Origin of the sequence: Pseudomonas californiensis (genome assembly GCF_021147775.1) — a bacterium.
Lineage (GTDB): Bacteria > Pseudomonadota > Gammaproteobacteria > Pseudomonadales > Pseudomonadaceae > Aquipseudomonas > Aquipseudomonas californiensis.
The window spans coordinates 1-16,505 of the sequence record NZ_JAGTPK010000058.1 but is presented as its reverse complement, the minus strand read 5'-3'; the positions used below and the strand labels follow the sequence as shown (position 1 = coordinate 16,505).

Annotated in this window: 19 protein-coding genes and 1 pseudogene; 6 read left to right on the top strand and 14 right to left on the bottom strand. The window is 56.8% G+C overall.

Features of this window, described 5'->3' with window-relative positions; all coding sequences use genetic code 11:
* On the top strand, nucleotides 1-199 hold a 199-nt coding region (locus KDX37_RS27695), incomplete at its 5' end, for a hypothetical protein (RefSeq protein WP_231656411.1).
* 213 nt (nucleotides 200-412) lie between these two features.
* Here KDX37_RS27695 and KDX37_RS27690 read toward each other — a convergent pair.
* A complete protein-coding gene (locus KDX37_RS27690; RefSeq protein ID WP_231656410.1) occupies nucleotides 413-1,267 on the bottom strand; it encodes an SPFH domain-containing protein in 855 nt (284 codons plus the stop codon).
* Nucleotides 1,268-1,306: 39 nt separating this feature from the next.
* A complete protein-coding gene (locus KDX37_RS27685) occupies nucleotides 1,307-1,744 on the bottom strand; it encodes an NfeD family protein (protein ID WP_231656409.1) in 438 nt (145 codons plus the stop codon).
* 415 nt (nucleotides 1,745-2,159) lie between these two features.
* On the opposite strand from KDX37_RS27685, the gene KDX37_RS27680 reads away from it, so the two are divergent.
* Nucleotides 2,160-2,666, top strand: coding sequence for a hypothetical protein (locus KDX37_RS27680; protein WP_231656408.1), 507 nt, complete (start codon nucleotides 2,160-2,162; stop codon nucleotides 2,664-2,666).
* A gap of 163 nt (nucleotides 2,667-2,829) precedes the next feature.
* Entirely contained in the window at nucleotides 2,830-3,204 is a 375-nt protein-coding gene (locus KDX37_RS27675; RefSeq protein ID WP_231656407.1) for a hypothetical protein, read from the top strand.
* On the opposite strand, the gene KDX37_RS27670 is transcribed toward KDX37_RS27675, so the two are convergent.
* Both KDX37_RS27670 and KDX37_RS27665 read right to left on the bottom strand, forming a co-directional pair.
* A complete protein-coding gene (locus KDX37_RS27670) occupies nucleotides 3,185-5,038 on the bottom strand; it encodes an ABC transporter ATP-binding protein (RefSeq protein ID WP_231656406.1) in 1,854 nt (617 codons plus the stop codon). The genes KDX37_RS27675 and KDX37_RS27670 overlap by 20 nt on opposite strands.
* 215 nt (nucleotides 5,039-5,253) lie before the next feature.
* On the bottom strand, nucleotides 5,254-6,177 hold the full coding sequence (locus KDX37_RS27665) for an aromatic alcohol reductase (protein ID WP_231656405.1): 924 nt from the start codon (nucleotides 6,175-6,177) through the stop codon (nucleotides 5,254-5,256).
* A 48-nt stretch (nucleotides 6,178-6,225) separates the two neighbouring features.
* Between KDX37_RS27665 and KDX37_RS27660 the strand changes: the two genes are divergently transcribed.
* The gene (locus KDX37_RS27660) at nucleotides 6,226-6,687 is read left to right on the top strand and encodes a winged helix-turn-helix transcriptional regulator (RefSeq protein WP_231656404.1); all 462 of its coding nucleotides are present in this window, start codon (nucleotides 6,226-6,228) and stop codon (nucleotides 6,685-6,687) included.
* Nucleotides 6,688-6,807: 120 nt separating this feature from the next.
* Here the strand turns inward: KDX37_RS27660 and KDX37_RS27655 are convergent, their stop codons facing one another.
* The 3 genes from KDX37_RS27655 to KDX37_RS27645 form a co-directional block, all read right to left on the bottom strand.
* Nucleotides 6,808-7,212: a GFA family protein gene (locus KDX37_RS27655; RefSeq protein ID WP_231656403.1), complete on the bottom strand. Its 405-nt coding sequence runs from the start codon at nucleotides 7,210-7,212 to the stop codon at nucleotides 6,808-6,810.
* 160 nt (nucleotides 7,213-7,372) lie between these two features.
* The gene (locus KDX37_RS27650) at nucleotides 7,373-9,190 is read right to left on the bottom strand and encodes a hybrid sensor histidine kinase/response regulator (protein ID WP_231656402.1); all 1,818 of its coding nucleotides are present in this window, start codon (nucleotides 9,188-9,190) and stop codon (nucleotides 7,373-7,375) included.
* 444 nt (nucleotides 9,191-9,634) lie between these two features.
* On the bottom strand, nucleotides 9,635-9,874 hold the full coding sequence (locus KDX37_RS27645; protein WP_231656401.1) for a hypothetical protein: 240 nt from the start codon (nucleotides 9,872-9,874) through the stop codon (nucleotides 9,635-9,637).
* 169 nt (nucleotides 9,875-10,043) lie between these two features.
* Here KDX37_RS27645 and KDX37_RS27640 point away from each other — a divergent pair, with 169 nt between their 5' ends.
* Nucleotides 10,044-11,051 (top strand): hypothetical protein, encoded by a 1,008-nt coding sequence (locus tag KDX37_RS27640; RefSeq protein ID WP_231656400.1) that lies wholly within the window; start codon nucleotides 10,044-10,046, stop codon nucleotides 11,049-11,051.
* A gap of 54 nt (nucleotides 11,052-11,105) precedes the next feature.
* Here the strand turns inward: KDX37_RS27640 and KDX37_RS27635 are convergent, their stop codons facing one another.
* From KDX37_RS27635 to KDX37_RS27610, 6 genes are all read right to left on the bottom strand, one after another.
* A complete protein-coding gene (locus tag KDX37_RS27635; protein WP_231656399.1) occupies nucleotides 11,106-11,543 on the bottom strand; it encodes an SRPBCC family protein in 438 nt (145 codons plus the stop codon).
* Between the two features lie 45 nt (nucleotides 11,544-11,588).
* The gene (locus KDX37_RS27630) at nucleotides 11,589-12,245 is read right to left on the bottom strand and encodes an SDR family oxidoreductase (protein ID WP_231656398.1); all 657 of its coding nucleotides are present in this window, start codon (nucleotides 12,243-12,245) and stop codon (nucleotides 11,589-11,591) included.
* Between the two features lie 59 nt (nucleotides 12,246-12,304).
* Nucleotides 12,305-12,691 carry a nuclear transport factor 2 family protein gene (locus KDX37_RS27625; RefSeq protein ID WP_231656397.1) on the bottom strand — a complete coding sequence of 129 codons (387 nt, stop codon included), beginning with the start codon at nucleotides 12,689-12,691 and terminating at the stop codon, nucleotides 12,305-12,307.
* 56 nt (nucleotides 12,692-12,747) lie between these two features.
* A complete protein-coding gene (locus KDX37_RS27620) occupies nucleotides 12,748-13,491 on the bottom strand; it encodes an SDR family oxidoreductase (RefSeq protein ID WP_231656396.1) in 744 nt (247 codons plus the stop codon).
* 68 nt (nucleotides 13,492-13,559) lie between these two features.
* A complete protein-coding gene (locus KDX37_RS27615; RefSeq protein WP_231656395.1) occupies nucleotides 13,560-14,663 on the bottom strand; it encodes an alkene reductase in 1,104 nt (367 codons plus the stop codon).
* Between the two features lie 59 nt (nucleotides 14,664-14,722).
* Nucleotides 14,723-15,304: a TetR/AcrR family transcriptional regulator gene (locus KDX37_RS27610; RefSeq protein WP_231656412.1), complete on the bottom strand. Its 582-nt coding sequence runs from the start codon at nucleotides 15,302-15,304 to the stop codon at nucleotides 14,723-14,725.
* Nucleotides 15,305-15,565: 261 nt separating this feature from the next.
* Here KDX37_RS27610 and KDX37_RS27605 point away from each other — a divergent pair, with 261 nt between their 5' ends.
* Entirely contained in the window at nucleotides 15,566-16,069 is a 504-nt protein-coding gene (locus KDX37_RS27605; RefSeq protein ID WP_231656394.1) for a DMT family transporter, read from the top strand.
* Between the two features lie 14 nt (nucleotides 16,070-16,083).
* Here KDX37_RS27605 and KDX37_RS27600 read toward each other — a convergent pair.
* Nucleotides 16,084-16,407 (bottom strand): annotated as a pseudogene (locus KDX37_RS27600) (LysR family transcriptional regulator); the annotation flags it as partial.
* Nucleotides 16,408-16,505 lie beyond the last annotated feature (98 nt).

Genomic DNA, 16,505 nt, shown 5'->3' with positions numbered 1-16,505 from the left:
CGCTGGCCATCGACATGCCAGGTTGCAGGCATTCCTGGACGATCTGAGCTTTAAAGGGCTTGGGGTAAGAAGTTCTCTGGCGCATGGCAATCCCGATGAAAGGGCGATGGTGTCCACGTATTTTTTAAGTGGAGAACATCGCCCTTATTACAGGGATCGGGTAGGTGACTTCGCCGGACGGTTACGATGCATGCGCTGACGAGCAGAACATCAGGAAGGGCAGCACAGATATCACATAGCGTCTCGCGCGGTTACTCATTGTTCACCTTGCCTGAAACTTCAGTATTCAAGACCCTATGGGACGTGGAAAGTCCCCGGATGTCATGGTGCTCATGGTTTCCGCGGACCTCCATTCTGTTACCAGACCGCGCTGACGTTCAGAGCAAAAGTCCTGTTTGTGAGTAGCGCTAAATCAACCCTTTGCACCACCCATCAGACCACTCAAAGTTCCGTGGATGTCTGCAGGCAGAAGTACAAATTTGGCATTTGTGCTGTCTGCAAGATTTTCCATAGCGGTGATATATCGCTCGCCCAACAGGTACATTGCAGGAACAGAGTCGTTGCCAAGGGCCTCCTTGACCAACGTGATAGCCCTGGCTGAAGCTTCTGCCAGTTTGATCTGGGCTGCCGAGTCCAGGGTTGCAGATTCCTGTCGAGCCTGCGCCTGAAGGATAGTGGCTTGTTTGATACCTTCAGCACGAATGACTTCTGCTTTGCGCTCACGCTCAGACGCGGCCTGTCTCTCCATGGCTCCTTGCATGGATTCGGATGGCTTGATGTCTTGAATCTCGACCGAACGAATGGTCACGCCCCAGTCTGTGGTCTGGTCGTCCATTGATTCCCGCAATTCGGCCTTGATCCGATCACGGCTGGACAACGCAGAGTCGAGGTCCATCTTTCCGACAACGGCGCGCAGCGCAGTCATGGTCAGACTTCTGACTGCGTATTGGTAATCCTGCACACCGTAAGCGGCTTTTTGAGGATCGGTAACTTTTGCAAAACATAAAGCGTTTGCCAAAATCACGGCATTGTCAGACGTGATGATTTCCTGTTCATCAACGGTAAGGATGATGTCTTTAGTGGGCAGTCGGTAGGCAACGGAATCCATGAAAGGAATGATGAAATTCAGCCCCGGCTTGAGCGTTGTGTTGTAGCGGCCCAGGCGCTCAACAAGCCATTCCTCGCCTTGAGGTACGATGCGGACGCTTTTAGCGATTCCGACCAGAACAAACAAAGCAATTAAGCCGACGACGATCAGAGCTTGCATTGAGGTGCATCCTTTATGTGATAACTCAAGTGTTGAAATTTATGCTTTTTCAACGCGAACCGTGTTGCCGTCTACGGACACGAGTCGGACCCGTGATTGGACCGCGATATCAGAGTCGGACGTACACGACCACTCTTCACTTCCCAATACCGGTTTTTGAAAGCGGACTTTACCCTTTGTGAACTCTCCAACGGGCTGGGTCAGTAATCCTACCTCTCCGATCACTTCCTCTGCGGTCCAGCGTTTGTCAGGAAGGCGGTTTTTAAGAACTTTGAACCATAACAACGCCAGAAGTGAAGAAAGTAATGCCCAGCTGAAAATCTGTAACTCGAGTGTCATGCCAGTCCAGACCAGACTGATCAGGCCCACCAGCACTGCGCCGATGCCAAACCACAGGACAAAAAAAGTGACGGTGAAGATTTCCAGCAAGGAAAGGGCAAACCCTAAGCCAATCCAGTACCACCCTTGTATTTCCATTAGTCCTCCTTGAAACGTTCCCCCGGTATTTCCGAAAGGTCAATCATTTGCCCTGACGAGGCGGGGTTAACCTGTGCTTGATGTGTTTATCAAGAACCGTTCAGTTGGCGAAATCAGCGATTCTCCCACAACCTGCATGACAAGGGTTTCGAAAAGGTATTGCGCTTTTCGCCACACACTTGGCCCTGATCTGCCTCAGGTAGATAAAATATCCAACGAGGCATCCAATATGCGAATCAGGCTTTGATGAGGATACCGGGTCTGGTTGGCCCCTGTGTATAACTGGGTTGTGAAGCGGACACAACAATATGCTCTGCTGTAGAAGCCTTTTGAGCACTCTTGAATCAAGCCGAGCCCCTTAGGTCGGAAGCCTACTCATGGAGTTACCTACCTGTATGAAAATCGGGAAGGCAGCGTGAAAAAGAATATTTACAGCCCAGGCATTGATGACCAGATCGCTTACCTGAGAGAAGCGTTAGAATTACATGTCCTTGAGGTCTCCGACATTGTGCAATGGGCGGATGATCAGATCCTGGCTCGGGAAAATCCTGCTTACGAACTGATAGAGCTTGCGCTGATGAGTGACTCGAATCGGTACGACACTTCAAGTCAGTTACTTCGAGTCGGGACACCCTCTTTGAGCCGCGCAGAGGTATTGCCCTATGTGCTCGCCAAGGCACATGAGCAACTCCTTGTAAATCCTGATTTTGGAAAGGTCTTGGCAGAGGGACTGTACCAATCCTGGTATCGGTCGAATTACGACTTTCCTGACGCTCTTCGCCTGTGCGGCTATTTCGAAGATGCCTATTCATTGGCTGAGAGCGGGACAGTTGGAACAGTTGACCAGATCTACCGAGAGCTGCTTGAGTTTACTGCCCGGTTTCAGGACTGTAATGGGTTCGAGAGCGTGCTTGGCCAATAGCGTTCTGGTTTTGAGGTGGGTTGCTGATGACTGTGCTGTGGAGCGCGAGGCTCGGTTGCAAGCATTATCGACCGCACGTCAGCGTTTCAACCAGCCGAAACCGGCTGTCCATGATGCACTGTCGCAATATTGGATCATCTGTCGAGTGCTGTCTTGGATAACTATGCCTGACCCTGTAGATCTTGATGCATTGTTGGCCCACGTCAAAGACGAGGACTCGTTCATTCGATTCATCGAAGCGCTCGGCGATGATTTCGCTTCAGGGCATTTACTGGACAAGGCTTCTCCTTCATCTCCCTATGGACCGGGTTCTCTGGGCTGGGAAAACATGTCGATTGACGCTTTCCTGGAGGCGGCCGCCGCATGGGCAGCGGCCAGCAACCGAGTGTTGCGCAGCGACGACTCCCCGGACACTGACCCTGCAGAGAAATATACCCGGCCACGGGTACTGCACATAATGCGTGTGCAGAACGGTCAGCACGTGGGTCTTGTTGCCCCCGTGCTGCTCAAGCATGTGCCTATTCCACCACCTCGATGACACCCTGATCCTCGCCCAGAAACCCGCCGCTCTGGTGTTGCCACAGCCGCGCATAGGTGCCGTTTTTGCCGAGCAGTTCGCTGTGAGTGCCTTGTTCGATGATGCGTCCTGCGTCCATGACGATCAGTCGGTCCATGGCGGCAATCGTCGACAGTCGATGAGCAATGGCGATGACAGTCTTGCCTTGCATCATCTCATCGAGGCTTTCCTGAATGGCTACTTCGACTTCCGAATCCAGCGCGCTCGTGGCTTCGTCAAGCAGCAGAATCGGGGCATTCTTGAGCATCACCCTGGCAATCGCGACACGCTGACGCTGGCCGCCTGAAAGCTTGATGCCACGTTCGCCCACCAGCGTGTTGTAGCCGGAGTGACCATGTTTGTCGCTCAGTTGGCTGATGAACCCATCGGCCTGTGCGTCGGCTGCGGCTTTGCGAATGTGCTCGTCGGTCGCATCGGGACGGCCGTAGGCGATGTTGTCGCGAATGGACCGGTGCAGCAGGGACGTGTCCTGCGTGACCATGCCGATGGCGCTTCGCAGACTGTCTTGCGTAACGTGAGCGATATTTTGCCCGTCGATGCGAATCTCACCCTGGTCCACGTCGTAGAAGCGCAACAGCAGGTTGATCAGCGTGGACTTGCCGGCGCCGGAGCGACCCACCAGACCGATCTTCTCGCCTGGGCGAATGTTCAGGTTCAGGCCGTCGAGCACTTGGCGTTCGCCGTTGTAGTTGAAGCTCACGTTGTCGAACGTTACCTCGCCACCAGTGGTCTGCAGCACACTGGCATTGGGCGCATCCTGCACTTTGGGACCACGGGTCAAGGTTTCCATGCCGTCCTGTACGGTGCCGATGTTCTCGAACAGCGACGTCATCTGCCACATGATCCAGTGCGACATGCCATTGATGCGCAACGCCATGGCGGTGATCGCCGCCACGGCACCGGTGCCGACTTCGCCCTGGTGCCACAGCCACAAGGCATAACCGCCTGCGCCCATGATCAGCCCGACGACCAAGGCCTGATTGACGATTTCGAACTGGCTGACCAGACGCATCTGGCGAAAGCCGGTGTGTTTGAAATCTTCCATTGCCGCACGTGCAAAGTGTGCTTCACGCTTGGAGTGGGAGAACAGCTTGACTGTGGTGATGTTGGTGTAAGCGTCCGAGATACGTCCGGTCATCGATGACCGCGCATTGGCCTGTTCCTGCCCGACTTTCCCCAGTCGCGGCACGAAGTACGACATGGCCAGCCCGAACAACGCGACCCACGCAATGAATGGCAGCATCAGTTTCAGGTCGAAGCCGCCAGCCAGGGCGATGATCGCAATAAAATACACCCCGATCCCGGGTGCGATCTCGATGATGGTGAACAGCACCTCACGCACCGACAGCGCGGTCTGCATCACCTTCGTCGTGACCCGCCCCGAGAACTCGTCGGAAAAAAACGAAAGGCTTTGCCGCAGCATCAGTCGATGGAAATCCCAGCGCAGCCGCAAGGGCAGGTTGATCGCCAATATCTGGTGCTGAACCATGGTGCGCAACGCGACCAGCGCGATGCTGGTCAGCAGAACGATGCTGATGCCCCACAGCACGCGGCTTTCCTGCCCGCCCGTATCGCCGCCTGCTTGCCAGGTGGAAAGCAGGTCCACAACCTGGCCAAGGAAGGAAAACAGCCAGGCTTCGTAAATCGATACGCCCGCACTCAGCAGCGCCAGCGCAAGGATGTAACCCCGGGCACCGCGTGTACAGGCCCACAGGAAACGCGCCAGCCCGTCAGGTGGCGGTGGTGCCTCGTCAGGTGGGAAAGGGTCGAGCCTTCGTTCAAACACACGAAGCATAGAGGTCTCCAAAACGGTGAAGTCAAAAGCGATTCTGCCATCGAACAGTGGCTTTGAGCTTTTACGGGGGTGTTTAGTTGCTGGCCATTTATTCTGGGGGCCGATAGCCAGAGGCTTCTTGCCCGAATCGGCGCTACGACGAAGGAGGAGGGTCTTCACACGTGAAAGACAGCGCCGCAACACATGATACGTGCTTGCCGGGTGCTGGTGATTTTCTAGCTGAGGCTCAGATGGGCTCGTGCCCACTGCTCGGCGCTGGTTACAGAAAGCCCATGGACGCCGTTGAATGTCTTGGCAACGTCCCATGCCACGCCGTGACCCATTGCAAACACCGCCCCGTATTTGCGCAGGTTGTCGTCGGGTGATTTCTCCAGATCGGCCTGCAGCGCTTGCACGCTGGACTCCTGTCGCTCGACCTTGCGTCCAGTGACGCGCTCGAGCAGATCGGCCAGATCGCCGTAGGTGAGGGTGTCCCCAGCGGTGTAAACCACCTGATTGATGACGCGCGGGGTGTGCAGGACGATTGCGGCGGTGAGTACCCCGATGTCATCCGGGGTTGTCACTGTGACCGCAGTTTCCAGGCTGCCCAGGGCATTGACCGTTGCGGCAGGCAGGTCGACGACCCCGAAAGCGGAATCGAACAGAAAACTGGTAAACATACCTGTAGAAATAATGACCCATTCAGTTCGGGATTGAGCGCGCAGCAGGTCGCGGACATCCAGTTGTTCGTCGAACAGGTCTTGCGGGCTGCCACGGCCGATCAGGTCGTAGTCAACCCCGAACTGCCAGGGAATGTAGCGTTTCACGCCCGACATGAGCGCAGCCTCAGTCAGTTTTCGCTGAGTTCCCCGGCCCGCCGCAAACCCCACACAGCTGATCACTGTGTCGAAACGGCTCAGCACCGTCGCGAGCTCTTCGACGGAGTCCTCCACAACGTCGGCCAACTCGATGTCTATGCCGAGTTCTTTGATCACCTCGACGTCCTGTCGCTTCTGCTCGACGGTCTGGCGGCGCAACAGCACGGTGACGCTGGCCGATTCTGTTGATCGGTCAGCCAGTCCGCGCAGCACCGCGAGCCCCAGTTCGCCGGCCCCCATGACCAGAATGTGTTGTTTGACGTTTGAAATATCAGCCTGCATGGTGAGCCCCTGTTTGACGCACTTCACTGTGAGGCTGGGGATCTTGTCATGGACATTGATGGGCAAAAAGTAGGTACATCGGTGATACCGAGCGGCCTGGATGCTCAGGAAATTGTACGGCTGTCGCAGAACGCCTGCCGTGCGCTCAGCGAGGACGATGATGGTCTGAAGCGCGATATCCTGGGTCATTCCGGCAATCGATGGTCCCTGGGCGTGGTGCATGCGCTGGGTGTCACCAGCCCGTTGCGCCACGCGGAGTTACGGCGCCGGATGCACGGCGTCACCCAGCGCATGCTCACTCACACGCTGCGCCAGCTGGAGCGCGACGGGCTGATCTCCCGTCATGATTTCGGCGAGAAACCTCTGCGTGTCGAATACGCCCTGACCGAACTGGGAATGGGTTTGCTGGTGCAGATGATCCCGCTGTGGACCTGGGTGATCGAACAGTCCGAAGGCTTCAATGAGGCACGCCAACGTTATGACCGGCAATCAACCGCCGAGGTCGTCTGACACTTCGCACACAGTCAGCGTTGAATGACTTCTGCCAGCCACATTCGCCTTGTACGCACCCTTGTCACGATCAGCTCTGGGCCAGACCTTATCTGCAAATGCCCAAAGCAGATTATCGGGTCAGTCAGGGGTATGCGGCCAGCGGTCATCAATTTCATACCATGGCGCTTTGGACGTCACCTCGACATGTCTTTGCTTGTGGCAGGTGAAGGGGGTGTCCAGTGTGCCAAGCGCTATGGAGATCCAATCGCAATACTCACCCTGACATCGCGCCCAGAACAGCGATGACCCGCATTCAACGCAGAACTGGCGCAACACTGATTCAGAAGACTGGTACGACTTCAGTTCTGCGCTGCCCTGGATAATGTGCAGATCGCTACGCGGGACACTCCCGTAGCTGGCAAACGCAGCCCCATGGCCTTTGCGGCATTGGCTGCAATGGCAGTGAGAAAGTGCTTTGGGACGAGACCGGATTTCGTACTTTACCGCGCCGCAGAGACAGCTGCCTTGGAGCGTATCAGCCATTATGCAGGTCCCTTGTGATAACAGGAGGGTTACTCCACCTGGTGATCAGGTTCTGAAGTTTCGACCTTGACTCCTTCCGGCCTTGAAATTCGACTTGTTCACAAGAATGTGTAAATAACGCCCCGACCATCATAGAAGTAATGTCGTCCATAACCCGGCGCTACTCCAGCGCCGCATTCAGTGCCGTTTCCAGATCGGAAACCCCAAACGGTTTTCTGAGCACTACTGCGGTCTTTCCAACCGCTCCCTCTATCGCCGAAGTCTCGGAATAACCACTGGCGAATATGATGGGGAGGTTGGGGCGTCGATCCCTTGCAACTCTGGCCATTTGCGCGCCGTTCATGCCTGGCATGGCGAAGTCTACGAGCAGGATGTCAGGCTCGACCTCTTCCAGCAGCGCGAGGCCGCGCTCTGCGTCTTCTGCGACCCGAACATCGAAGCCCAGTGTTTCCAATGACGTGGTGAGGAACTGCCTTACGTCCGGATCGTCGTCAACAACCAGCACTTTTTTAGACGAGAAGCTCACAAGTGGAACCGGATCGACTTTTGAAGCCGCTGTGACGGGTTCCATCTGGATGGAGGGCAGCCACAAGTTTATGCGTGTGCCGTGTCGCATGTGCTGTTCTATCCGGGCAATTCCACCCGCCTGTTTGGTCATGGCATAGACTTGGCTCAACCCCAGCCCTGTGCCTCTGCCCAGACCTTTGGTTGTGAAAAAGGGCTCGAAGGCTCTGGCAGCGACAGCGGCTGACATCCCTGTTCCCGTATCGCTGACAGCGATTTCCACGTAGTTGCCGGATGGCAGGTCTGGATCTGTAATGATTTCGCGTTCGTTGACGGCGATGATCAGGTCACCGCCTTGAGGCATGGCGTCCCGTGCATTGATAGCCAGGTTCAACAGTGCCATTTCAAGCTGGGTAGGATCTGATAACACACCCAGAGTCCGTGGCTCTGTCTGGATAACGACTCTGACCAGAGGCCCGACGGAGCTGTGAAGAATCTCTGTCATTCCAGCGATTAGATGTGTGATCTCGATGGGTCTAAGCTCGAATTTCTGTGCGCGGGAAAAGGCCAGTAACTGCGCTGTCAGCTTTGCCCCCCGCTCAGTCGCTTGCAGACCATTCCTGGCCAGACGCGACACCCGAACAGGGTCATGAGGCGTGCGAAGAATCAGGTCGAGGCACCCGTGAGCCGCCTGGAGCAGGTTGTTGAAATCATGGGCCAGCCCTCCGGTGAGTTGGCCGACGGCCTCCATCTTCTGACCTTGCCGGATAGCTTCTTCACGTCTGAGGTCATCACTGATGTCCCGTCCTACGGTGTAAAAAAGGTTGCTGCCGGCGCTGGCTTCAGGAACGGCAGACCAGGCGAACGAGATGGGCGTCCCATCGGCTTGCAGCAGTCGCACATGAAACTGATGCACGGGCTCGCCTGCGCTGAGCCGTGCGACGACTGCACCGGTCTCCGCCAGATCGTCAGGATGAATAATCTCGGAAAATGGCCTGGCCAGCAGGTCCTCAAGCGGGCGTCCAAGCTGCCTTGCCCACGCGGGATTGATTGACACGAGGTACCCGTCAAGGGTGGCCACGCCAAACAGGTCCCGGCTCATTTCAAACAGGCGATCCCGCTCACGCTTCGCATCTGCTGCTTGGCGCCGCTCGTGCGTCACACGCCCGGTGGTCTCGGTGCACGCGCAGAACAACCCCACTATTTCACCCGCATTGTCGGGCACTGGTGTGTAAGAGAACGAGAAGCTGGCTTCTTCCGGGTAGCCGTTGCGATTAAGGGTCAGAGCGAGGTCGTCCATGTGGATTGGCTCACCGGAGAAAACTCGATCCATCAACCCTCCGATCTCCAGGCGGACTTCAGGCCACACCTCGAAAAAGGGACGAGCAAAGGCGTCAGGGTGCTTGGGCCCAAGCATTTTGGAATAGCTGTCATTGTAAAGAAGAATACGCTCCGGGCCCCAGGCAATGAACATGGGCTGGCCGGAACCCAGCATTACTCTGGTCAGCGTTACCAGGGATTGCGGCCATCCGGACGGTTCCCCCAAGGAGGTTTTTTCCCAGTCCAAAGAGCGAAGCAGATCCCCTGAGTGGCCTCCTCCTGCAAAGAGGACAGCTTCTTCTGGCAGGTTCTGGTGATTCAATATATGACGCCTCAACAACGGGTTTTAGCAGATATCTATTTTCGACGAGCAGAGACGCAAGGAAGTTTCACTCCATATTTGACCAAGAGACGCAGTGGTGCAGTTCCGGCAAATATCGGATCGGTGTGATGGGTCGCCTCTGGCCAAACGTCGATAGCCGGCAGCAGCGTTCTGATGCCGGAAAGAATTGCGCGCGCTGTTGCTGTGGGGGACCATCAAACCAATTCAGCGCGGCTGAAGCGGTATTTCCTGCCACGTCATGGCGGTATGCAAATACTATTTCTTGCGGGCCTGGGCCTCAGCAGCAAGGCATTCGAGGGCGAACTGCTCTGTGTAGGTCATCTGAATGGGCGTGGTTTCGCCCTTCACAGTTCTTTCGCCATCAAGTATGTAGCGAATGCGCTTGTCAGTCACACCGATACGCTTTGCGATCCACGAGGGCGTTTGTCCGATGCGCGAAATCAGCTTGTCGGCGTATTCGGTGGAAGGGTTGTAGAGTTCTGCATTGGGTGTCATGTGACGTCCAGATAAGGGTTGGGCGCTGTGTGTGCGTGAAGTATGCAACACGGTGCGCCGGTTGTTGGATTGTTTCGTTGTCTCAATGGTACGCGACCCAAAAATGACCAGTACAGCGTCATAGACCGGTCATCTCCTCGACATCCCGCATTGTTCTTACAGGAAGTACATGATCCCCATCAATCCGATGTCCATGCTGGTCGGCGCTCTGATGATGCTGATTTCGCTGGGCTGTCTTTGCGCGCTGATCATCGGAGGCGTGTGCTGCCTGAAGTCCTCCTTCAGAAGGTACATTGCGGCGCGTCGTTGGCGGTTTATCGCTTTGTTGGTGTGCCTGACAGCGGGCACTCTGCCGATGCTGCAGATCCTGGGATGGAGACTTGCCGACTGGCAGGAAAGTCGTGCGCTCAGCCCTCGTCTGGACACAGCGGTGGTGCAGGGCGACCTGACACTGCCGGTGGGGACGCGAATCTGGATGGAGCGTCTTGAGTCTTTCCCGGACTTGAGCGGGAACATGCTGCCTTCCGGTCTGCAAAGTCTGAAACGCGGCGAATTCGACCGCACGCCGGGTGAAATTCTTGGCATGCGGGTGAGGCGTCTGGACGTCGATGGTGATCGTGGTCTTGCCACGTTGACGCTGGTTGCTCCGGCTCGATTGCAGGGGTGGCTTTGCTCGGCAGAGGATGTCGTGAGTTTTCGTTTCCCGTTCAATACGCCGTTCGATTTTGCGGGTTGGCAACTGGACAGTTGCTCACTGGCACCTGGCAGCGAGGTGGGTGGCATCGTGTGGCCAAAAGGCGTGGCGGTACACGCTCTTGAGCACGGCTGGTGGGTTGCGGATGACGGTGAGACACCTATGCGCTATGAGGGGCTTGAACTGTTTGAGTTACGCCTGCGACTGGATGCCCCTGACGGTAACACCGTAGCGTGGGACGGCGTACTGGCTCACTCGCTTGAGTGGGGACCGGTTCAATACCTGGCTGGCACCAAAATCAAAAGTTATCAAGGCAACCTGTTGTTCAGCCCCCTTGGTGACGCGCCTGCCATGGACCTGCGCTCCGGGAGGCCGGTCGAACCCGGCCACTCGGTGGAGCAACGGCGTTCAGGCGAAGTACTGAGTATTCACCCCAATGATCAGGTCGGCGTGGTGCTTCTGGATGTATTTACGCTGGAATGACGTCTGGCTGGCTTCGTTAGTCTTGCAGTTGCCCATGGCTGGATTCCAGACCGGTCAGCGGGCCAGATAAAGCGCGAGGCTGTTGTGGCCGTTGACGATCAACTCTGTGATCAGCGATTCGAAATGGGCCGTTGTGTCTGGATCGCGAACATCGAAACGTGCGTTCCATTCCACCGTACATTGAGCCTGGCTGCTGACCTTGATCACGGTGACGTGCGCCTGGTAGTTGTCGAGGGGCAGGGGCGATTCCTCGAACTTGTATGAGAGGGACATTCGGGTGTCGTCCAGTGAGACAAGACGCTCCCGTATGACCGCGCCGTCGACAAGCTCAAGCCTTCGCACGGCCCCGAGGCTGTCAGCTTTTTGTCCTTCTTCGATCTGGCTGTGGGCGATTGCGGGATGCCATTGGGAAATGTCGCCAAAGTGTCTGAGCACTTGCCAGGTTTGCTCTGCGCTGGCTTGCAGCGCAGCACTGTATTCAACCGTCGCCATACATTGAAACTCCAGAGTGGAATGGGGTGATAACTGTGAGAAACATCAACGGGCGCTGAAACGACCCGCCGCCACCTCTACAGGGGTATCGCCTTCGGTCAGCTCGATGATCTGTCTGGAAATGTCTGGTCGATCGACCAGTGCCGATAGAAAAGCCGCCACATCATCACGAGCAATGTTCCCGTAGGGGATCGCGAGGCCTGCTCGCACCTCACCTGTGCCTGGGCTGTCGAGCAGCGTGCCTGGCCTGAGAATCACCCAGTCCAGCCGAGACGAGGCGAGGTGCACATCGGCGTCTTTCTTCACGCGCATGTAGTTCTCGAATCCGGCAGAGGTATCAGTGCCGCGCGCCGCCTCGGGGAAGGCAGATACCAGCAAAAAGCGCCGGACCCCAGCCAGCCCGGCAGCCGCAACAGAAGTTTTCAGCGCCTCACCGTCGATGGCGTTGGTCAGCTCAATACCGGCACCCCCCGCACCGGCTGTGAATACCACGACGTCGCTACCTTTCATCGCGGCCGCCAGCCCGGAAGCGTCCATCTCGATGAGGTTGCCAGGGACCGGATCTGCTCCGCACGCTTGCAGCGCCTGAGCCTGTTCTGGCTTGCGGTGAAGTGCGATCACCTTGTGGCCGTTGCCGCTGAGTATTTTTACAAGACGCTTGCCGACTTTGCCTGCGGCGCCGATGACGAAAACGTTGGACATGTGCGTCTCCTTGGGAGGGGAGTGCTGACAGTGGTGCGTGCCAGCGTGCTCCCGGAAAATCAACCTTCGAACTGGTGGTACACCTTCGCAATGACCTTCCAGGCGCCATCGATTTTGATCAGCGTCAGGTAGTCGTTGTAGTCAGCACCGATGGCGTCCTTTTCCATGTCGACGCGCACCACGGCTGTTGTGGGTGTGATGGCGAGAATATCCAGTCGAGTCGTGATGTCAGGCGCAGTTCCATTGGTTTCAACGAACGTGTACAGATTGCTGATCGGCCCGCCCAGCAATTGTCCGTTGGTGAAGCCATACATCACCGCATCCTTGTGGAATGCGTCTTCGAGGGCCTGAACGCTGCCTGTGCGCAAACCTTCCACATACTTGCTGGCGGTTTCGATGACTGCGTTGTAATCGTGAGTCGGGACGGCTTTGGTGTTTTTGCTCATGGGTGAAACTCCTGATTGAGGGGATTGCAGTGCGTGAATTGAGGCGCTACAGCCTGTCACCAGTCCTGACGGGTCGGGGAAATGATCAGGTCATTGACAGTGACGTTCGCAGGCTGATTGAGCGCATAGATCACCGCGCGGCTGACGTCGTCGGGCGCGATGGCTATTGCGTTGAGTGCCTGGGCGGCCTTACGTCCTTCCGGGTCGGTGACTTTGTCGGCCCAACCGGTATTGATCACGCCGGGGCTCACGGTGTTGGACCGGATACCGTGCTGTACACCCAGCTCTTTGCGCATGGATTCGGTAATCGCCTGAACAAAAAACTTGGTGGCGCTGTACACGCCTGCTGCCGGACCCACCTGATGGCCTGCAACCGAGTCCATGTTCAGGATCTGCCCGGACTTCTGCTCGATCATGAACGGCAGAACGGCGGCGATCGAGTTCAGGTAGCCCTTGATGTTCACGTCAATCATGGCGTTCCAGTCCTGCGTCGCGAGGTCCACCCAGTTGGAGAACAGCATCAGCCCGGCGTTGTTGACGAGGATATCCACTGACCCATAGGTGTCTTTGGCACGTTGCGCCATGGCAATCGTCTGTTCTGCGTCGGTCACATCCGTGACAAGACTTGTCGCCTCATGACCCGCTGCGCGAAGCTCGTTTACCAGTATGGCGAGCCCTTCTTCATCTTTTGCCGCTGCTACGATCCGGGCGCCATGCGCGGCAAGCGCTCTGGCTGTTGCGGCACCGATACCGGATGAAGCGCCTGTGACAATTGCCGTCTTGTTGGTGAGATAGTTCATGTTCAACAGTTCCTTTTCAGCGGGTGCATCGCCGCGTGAGAGTGGGCCGCAGGGCCGGTGGTGAGGGTTCAGTAGTTACCCAGAGGCCAGTCGGTATAGCCTTTGGCGCCGCCGCCGTAGTAGGACTCACGTGGCGCAATCGTCAGTTCTGCGCCATGGCGTAACCGGGCAACAAGGTCGGGGTTGGAGATGAACAGACGACCGAACGCCACTGCGTCGATCCTGCCCTGCGCTCGGCGCTCGACTGCCATGTCCAGGTCATAGTTGTTATTGCCGATGAAGGGGCCGTTGAACTGAGCGCTCAGCGCGTCCATGTCGACGCCGGCCGGGACTTCGCGCGACGTGGCAGTGGCACCTTCCACGAAGTGCAGATACGCCAGATTGAATCTGTTCAACTGCTGGATCAGGTAGCCGTGCAGCCCCATGACGTTACTGTCCGGTGGGGTATTGCCCGCATCGGGTGTAACCGGAGACAAGCGGATGCCGACTCGGTCGCTGCCCCAGATGTCGACGATGGCCTGGGTCACTTCAAGCGTCAGCCGTGCACGGTTTTCTATGGAGCCACCGTACTGATCGGTACGCTGATTGGTGGAGTCGCGTAGAAACTGATCCAGCAGGTAACTGTTGGCAGAGTGCACTTCAACGCCATCAAAACCGGCTCGCCTGGCGTTCTCGGCCGCACGTTTGTACTGCTCGATGATGCCGGGAATTTCGTCGGTTTCCAGAGCTCGGGGCATGGACACCGGCACGAAGCCGTCGGCCGTGTAGGTGTTGCCTTCAGCCTGAACCGCCGAGGGCGCCACCGGAGATTCTCCATTCGGTTGCAAATCCACACTGGAGAATCGGCCCACGTGCCAGAGTTGGCTGACAATCTTGCCGCCCGCTGCGTGGACGGCGCCCGTTACCTTCTTCCAGCCTGCGACCTGTTCTTCGCTCCAGATGCCTGGGGTCGCAGCGTAGCCTCGACCCTGGGCGGAAATATTGGTCGCTTCGGCGACGATCAGTCCCGCCGTGGCGCGCTGGGCGTAGTAGGTCGCGTGCAGCTCGTCAGGGATACCGTCTTCCTGATAGCGGCTGCGTGTTACCGGGGCCATGACGATCCGGTTCGCCAGGTGCATGGCGCCCATGCTGACGGGTGAAAAGAGATCGGTCGTTTTGCTGATGTCGTTCATGAATGCATTCCTAAAATAGTGGACCGGTCGTCTACAAAACAGGTCAAAAAAAACACCCGCTACCGCAGCAGGCGTTTTGTCATGGCGAGGGCTTTATCGAAGGAATCGGTGGATTTGTTCACCTTCACCAGCAGAGAGGCACCCAGCCACAGCTGATAGAGGGATTCAGCGAACCCTTCGTGATCTGCTTCCGGGTGAAGGCTACCGTCAGCAACCCCCATTTCCACACATGCAGTGATGCGCTTGATGATTTTTGCTGTACCTGCCTTCAGGACGCTGCGCATGTCTTCTGATAAATCACAGACTTCCGCGCCCAGCTTGACCACCAGGCACTTGCCTTCGGGAAGATCGGTGCCCTGGGTTTGCGTCCAGTAATTGAAATAAGCCAGAAGCCGTTCGGCACCCGTGCCTGGACGAGCCATGAGCGCATCTACCCGGCCCAGGTACTCGGAAAAATACTCTTCCAGCAGTGCCTGACCGAACTCTTCCTTCGATTTGAAGTAGTAGTAGAAAGACCCTTTGGGGACGCCGGCCGTACTCAAGACCTCGGCAAGGCCAACGGCGGTGTAGCCTTTGTTTGTCATGAGCGATCTGGCGACATCGATGATGTGCTGTCGCATGTCTTGCGCTGGTTTCTTCATAATGGTCGGCATGGTAAACCTGTACCGACCGGTCGTCTACAAGAAATTTTCATGACCTTCCAAGGCGTCTGGAGAATCGGGATGAGGCAGTTGGCTGAACCTGGCCTCTGATCAAGCATCATCTTTTGCCAAATGATGAAGCTGGCGATCACGTGTCATCTGCCACACGAATACCTCACGTGCACAGGTTCGATTTCCATCAGAAATGCTGATACGCCAGGCTCTACGCATTCGATGACCGCGAGTGCGCAAGGGGCGTATATGTTCAGCAAGGCTGTAATTCTCACACTGTTACCCATTGGCATGGCTTTTCTGGTGGGGGTCTTTTTGCCTTTCCAGGCTGCCAGCAATGCTGCGGCAGGGCGTGCGCTCGGGCATCCGCTGTGGGGCGCGTTGACGTCTTTGCTGGTCAGCGCCATTGCGGTGGTCGGTGCGCTCGTTGTGTTGAGGGTGTCTGCGCCCGATCTGGGCAAGGCGTTTCAAGGGCCATGGTGGCTGTGGATCGGTGGGGTGTTCGGGGCGATTTTTGTGGTGAGTGCAGCGGCGCTTGTGCCGAGGCTGGGTGCAGCAGGTTTTCTTCTGCTGGTGATAGCGGGTCAGATCGTTGCTTCAGTGCTGGTGGATCACTTCGGGTTGATGGGGCTTGCTGCCAAGCCGATCAACGTCGCCAGGCTCGCAGGTGTGGCCTTGATTCTGGGTGGCGTGTTTCTGGTGCAGAGCGCGGGCTCGCCAGTTGTCTCATCAACTATTCAAGTCGCGAAATAACGTGATGCTCACACTTATCTCGACATTGGCTGACTGCAGGCATACACCGCCTCGCGCAGCCATTGATGAGCAGGATCACTGTCTTTTCTCGCATGCCACGCCTGTTGGTAGTCCATGGGCGGGATCATGATCGGCGGAGCGAATGTTCTCAGCGCCTTGTGATGCCGAGCACCGACCGTAGCTTGACGCGCGATGGTGAGTACCAGATCCGTCCCCGGCAGTATCTCGACAGCGGCGCTCCAGTGCGGCAACACCAATGCGATGTGCCGTTTGAGCCCCAGAGCGCTGAGCGCACGCTCTATTTCATCCTGAGCATCGGGACGCATGGCGACCATGATGGGGATTCCATGACCATCCGGACACCCATTCCACCGACATCCGGACACTGATTCCACGCTGATCCGGACACTCATTCCACAAGCATCCGGACACCGAT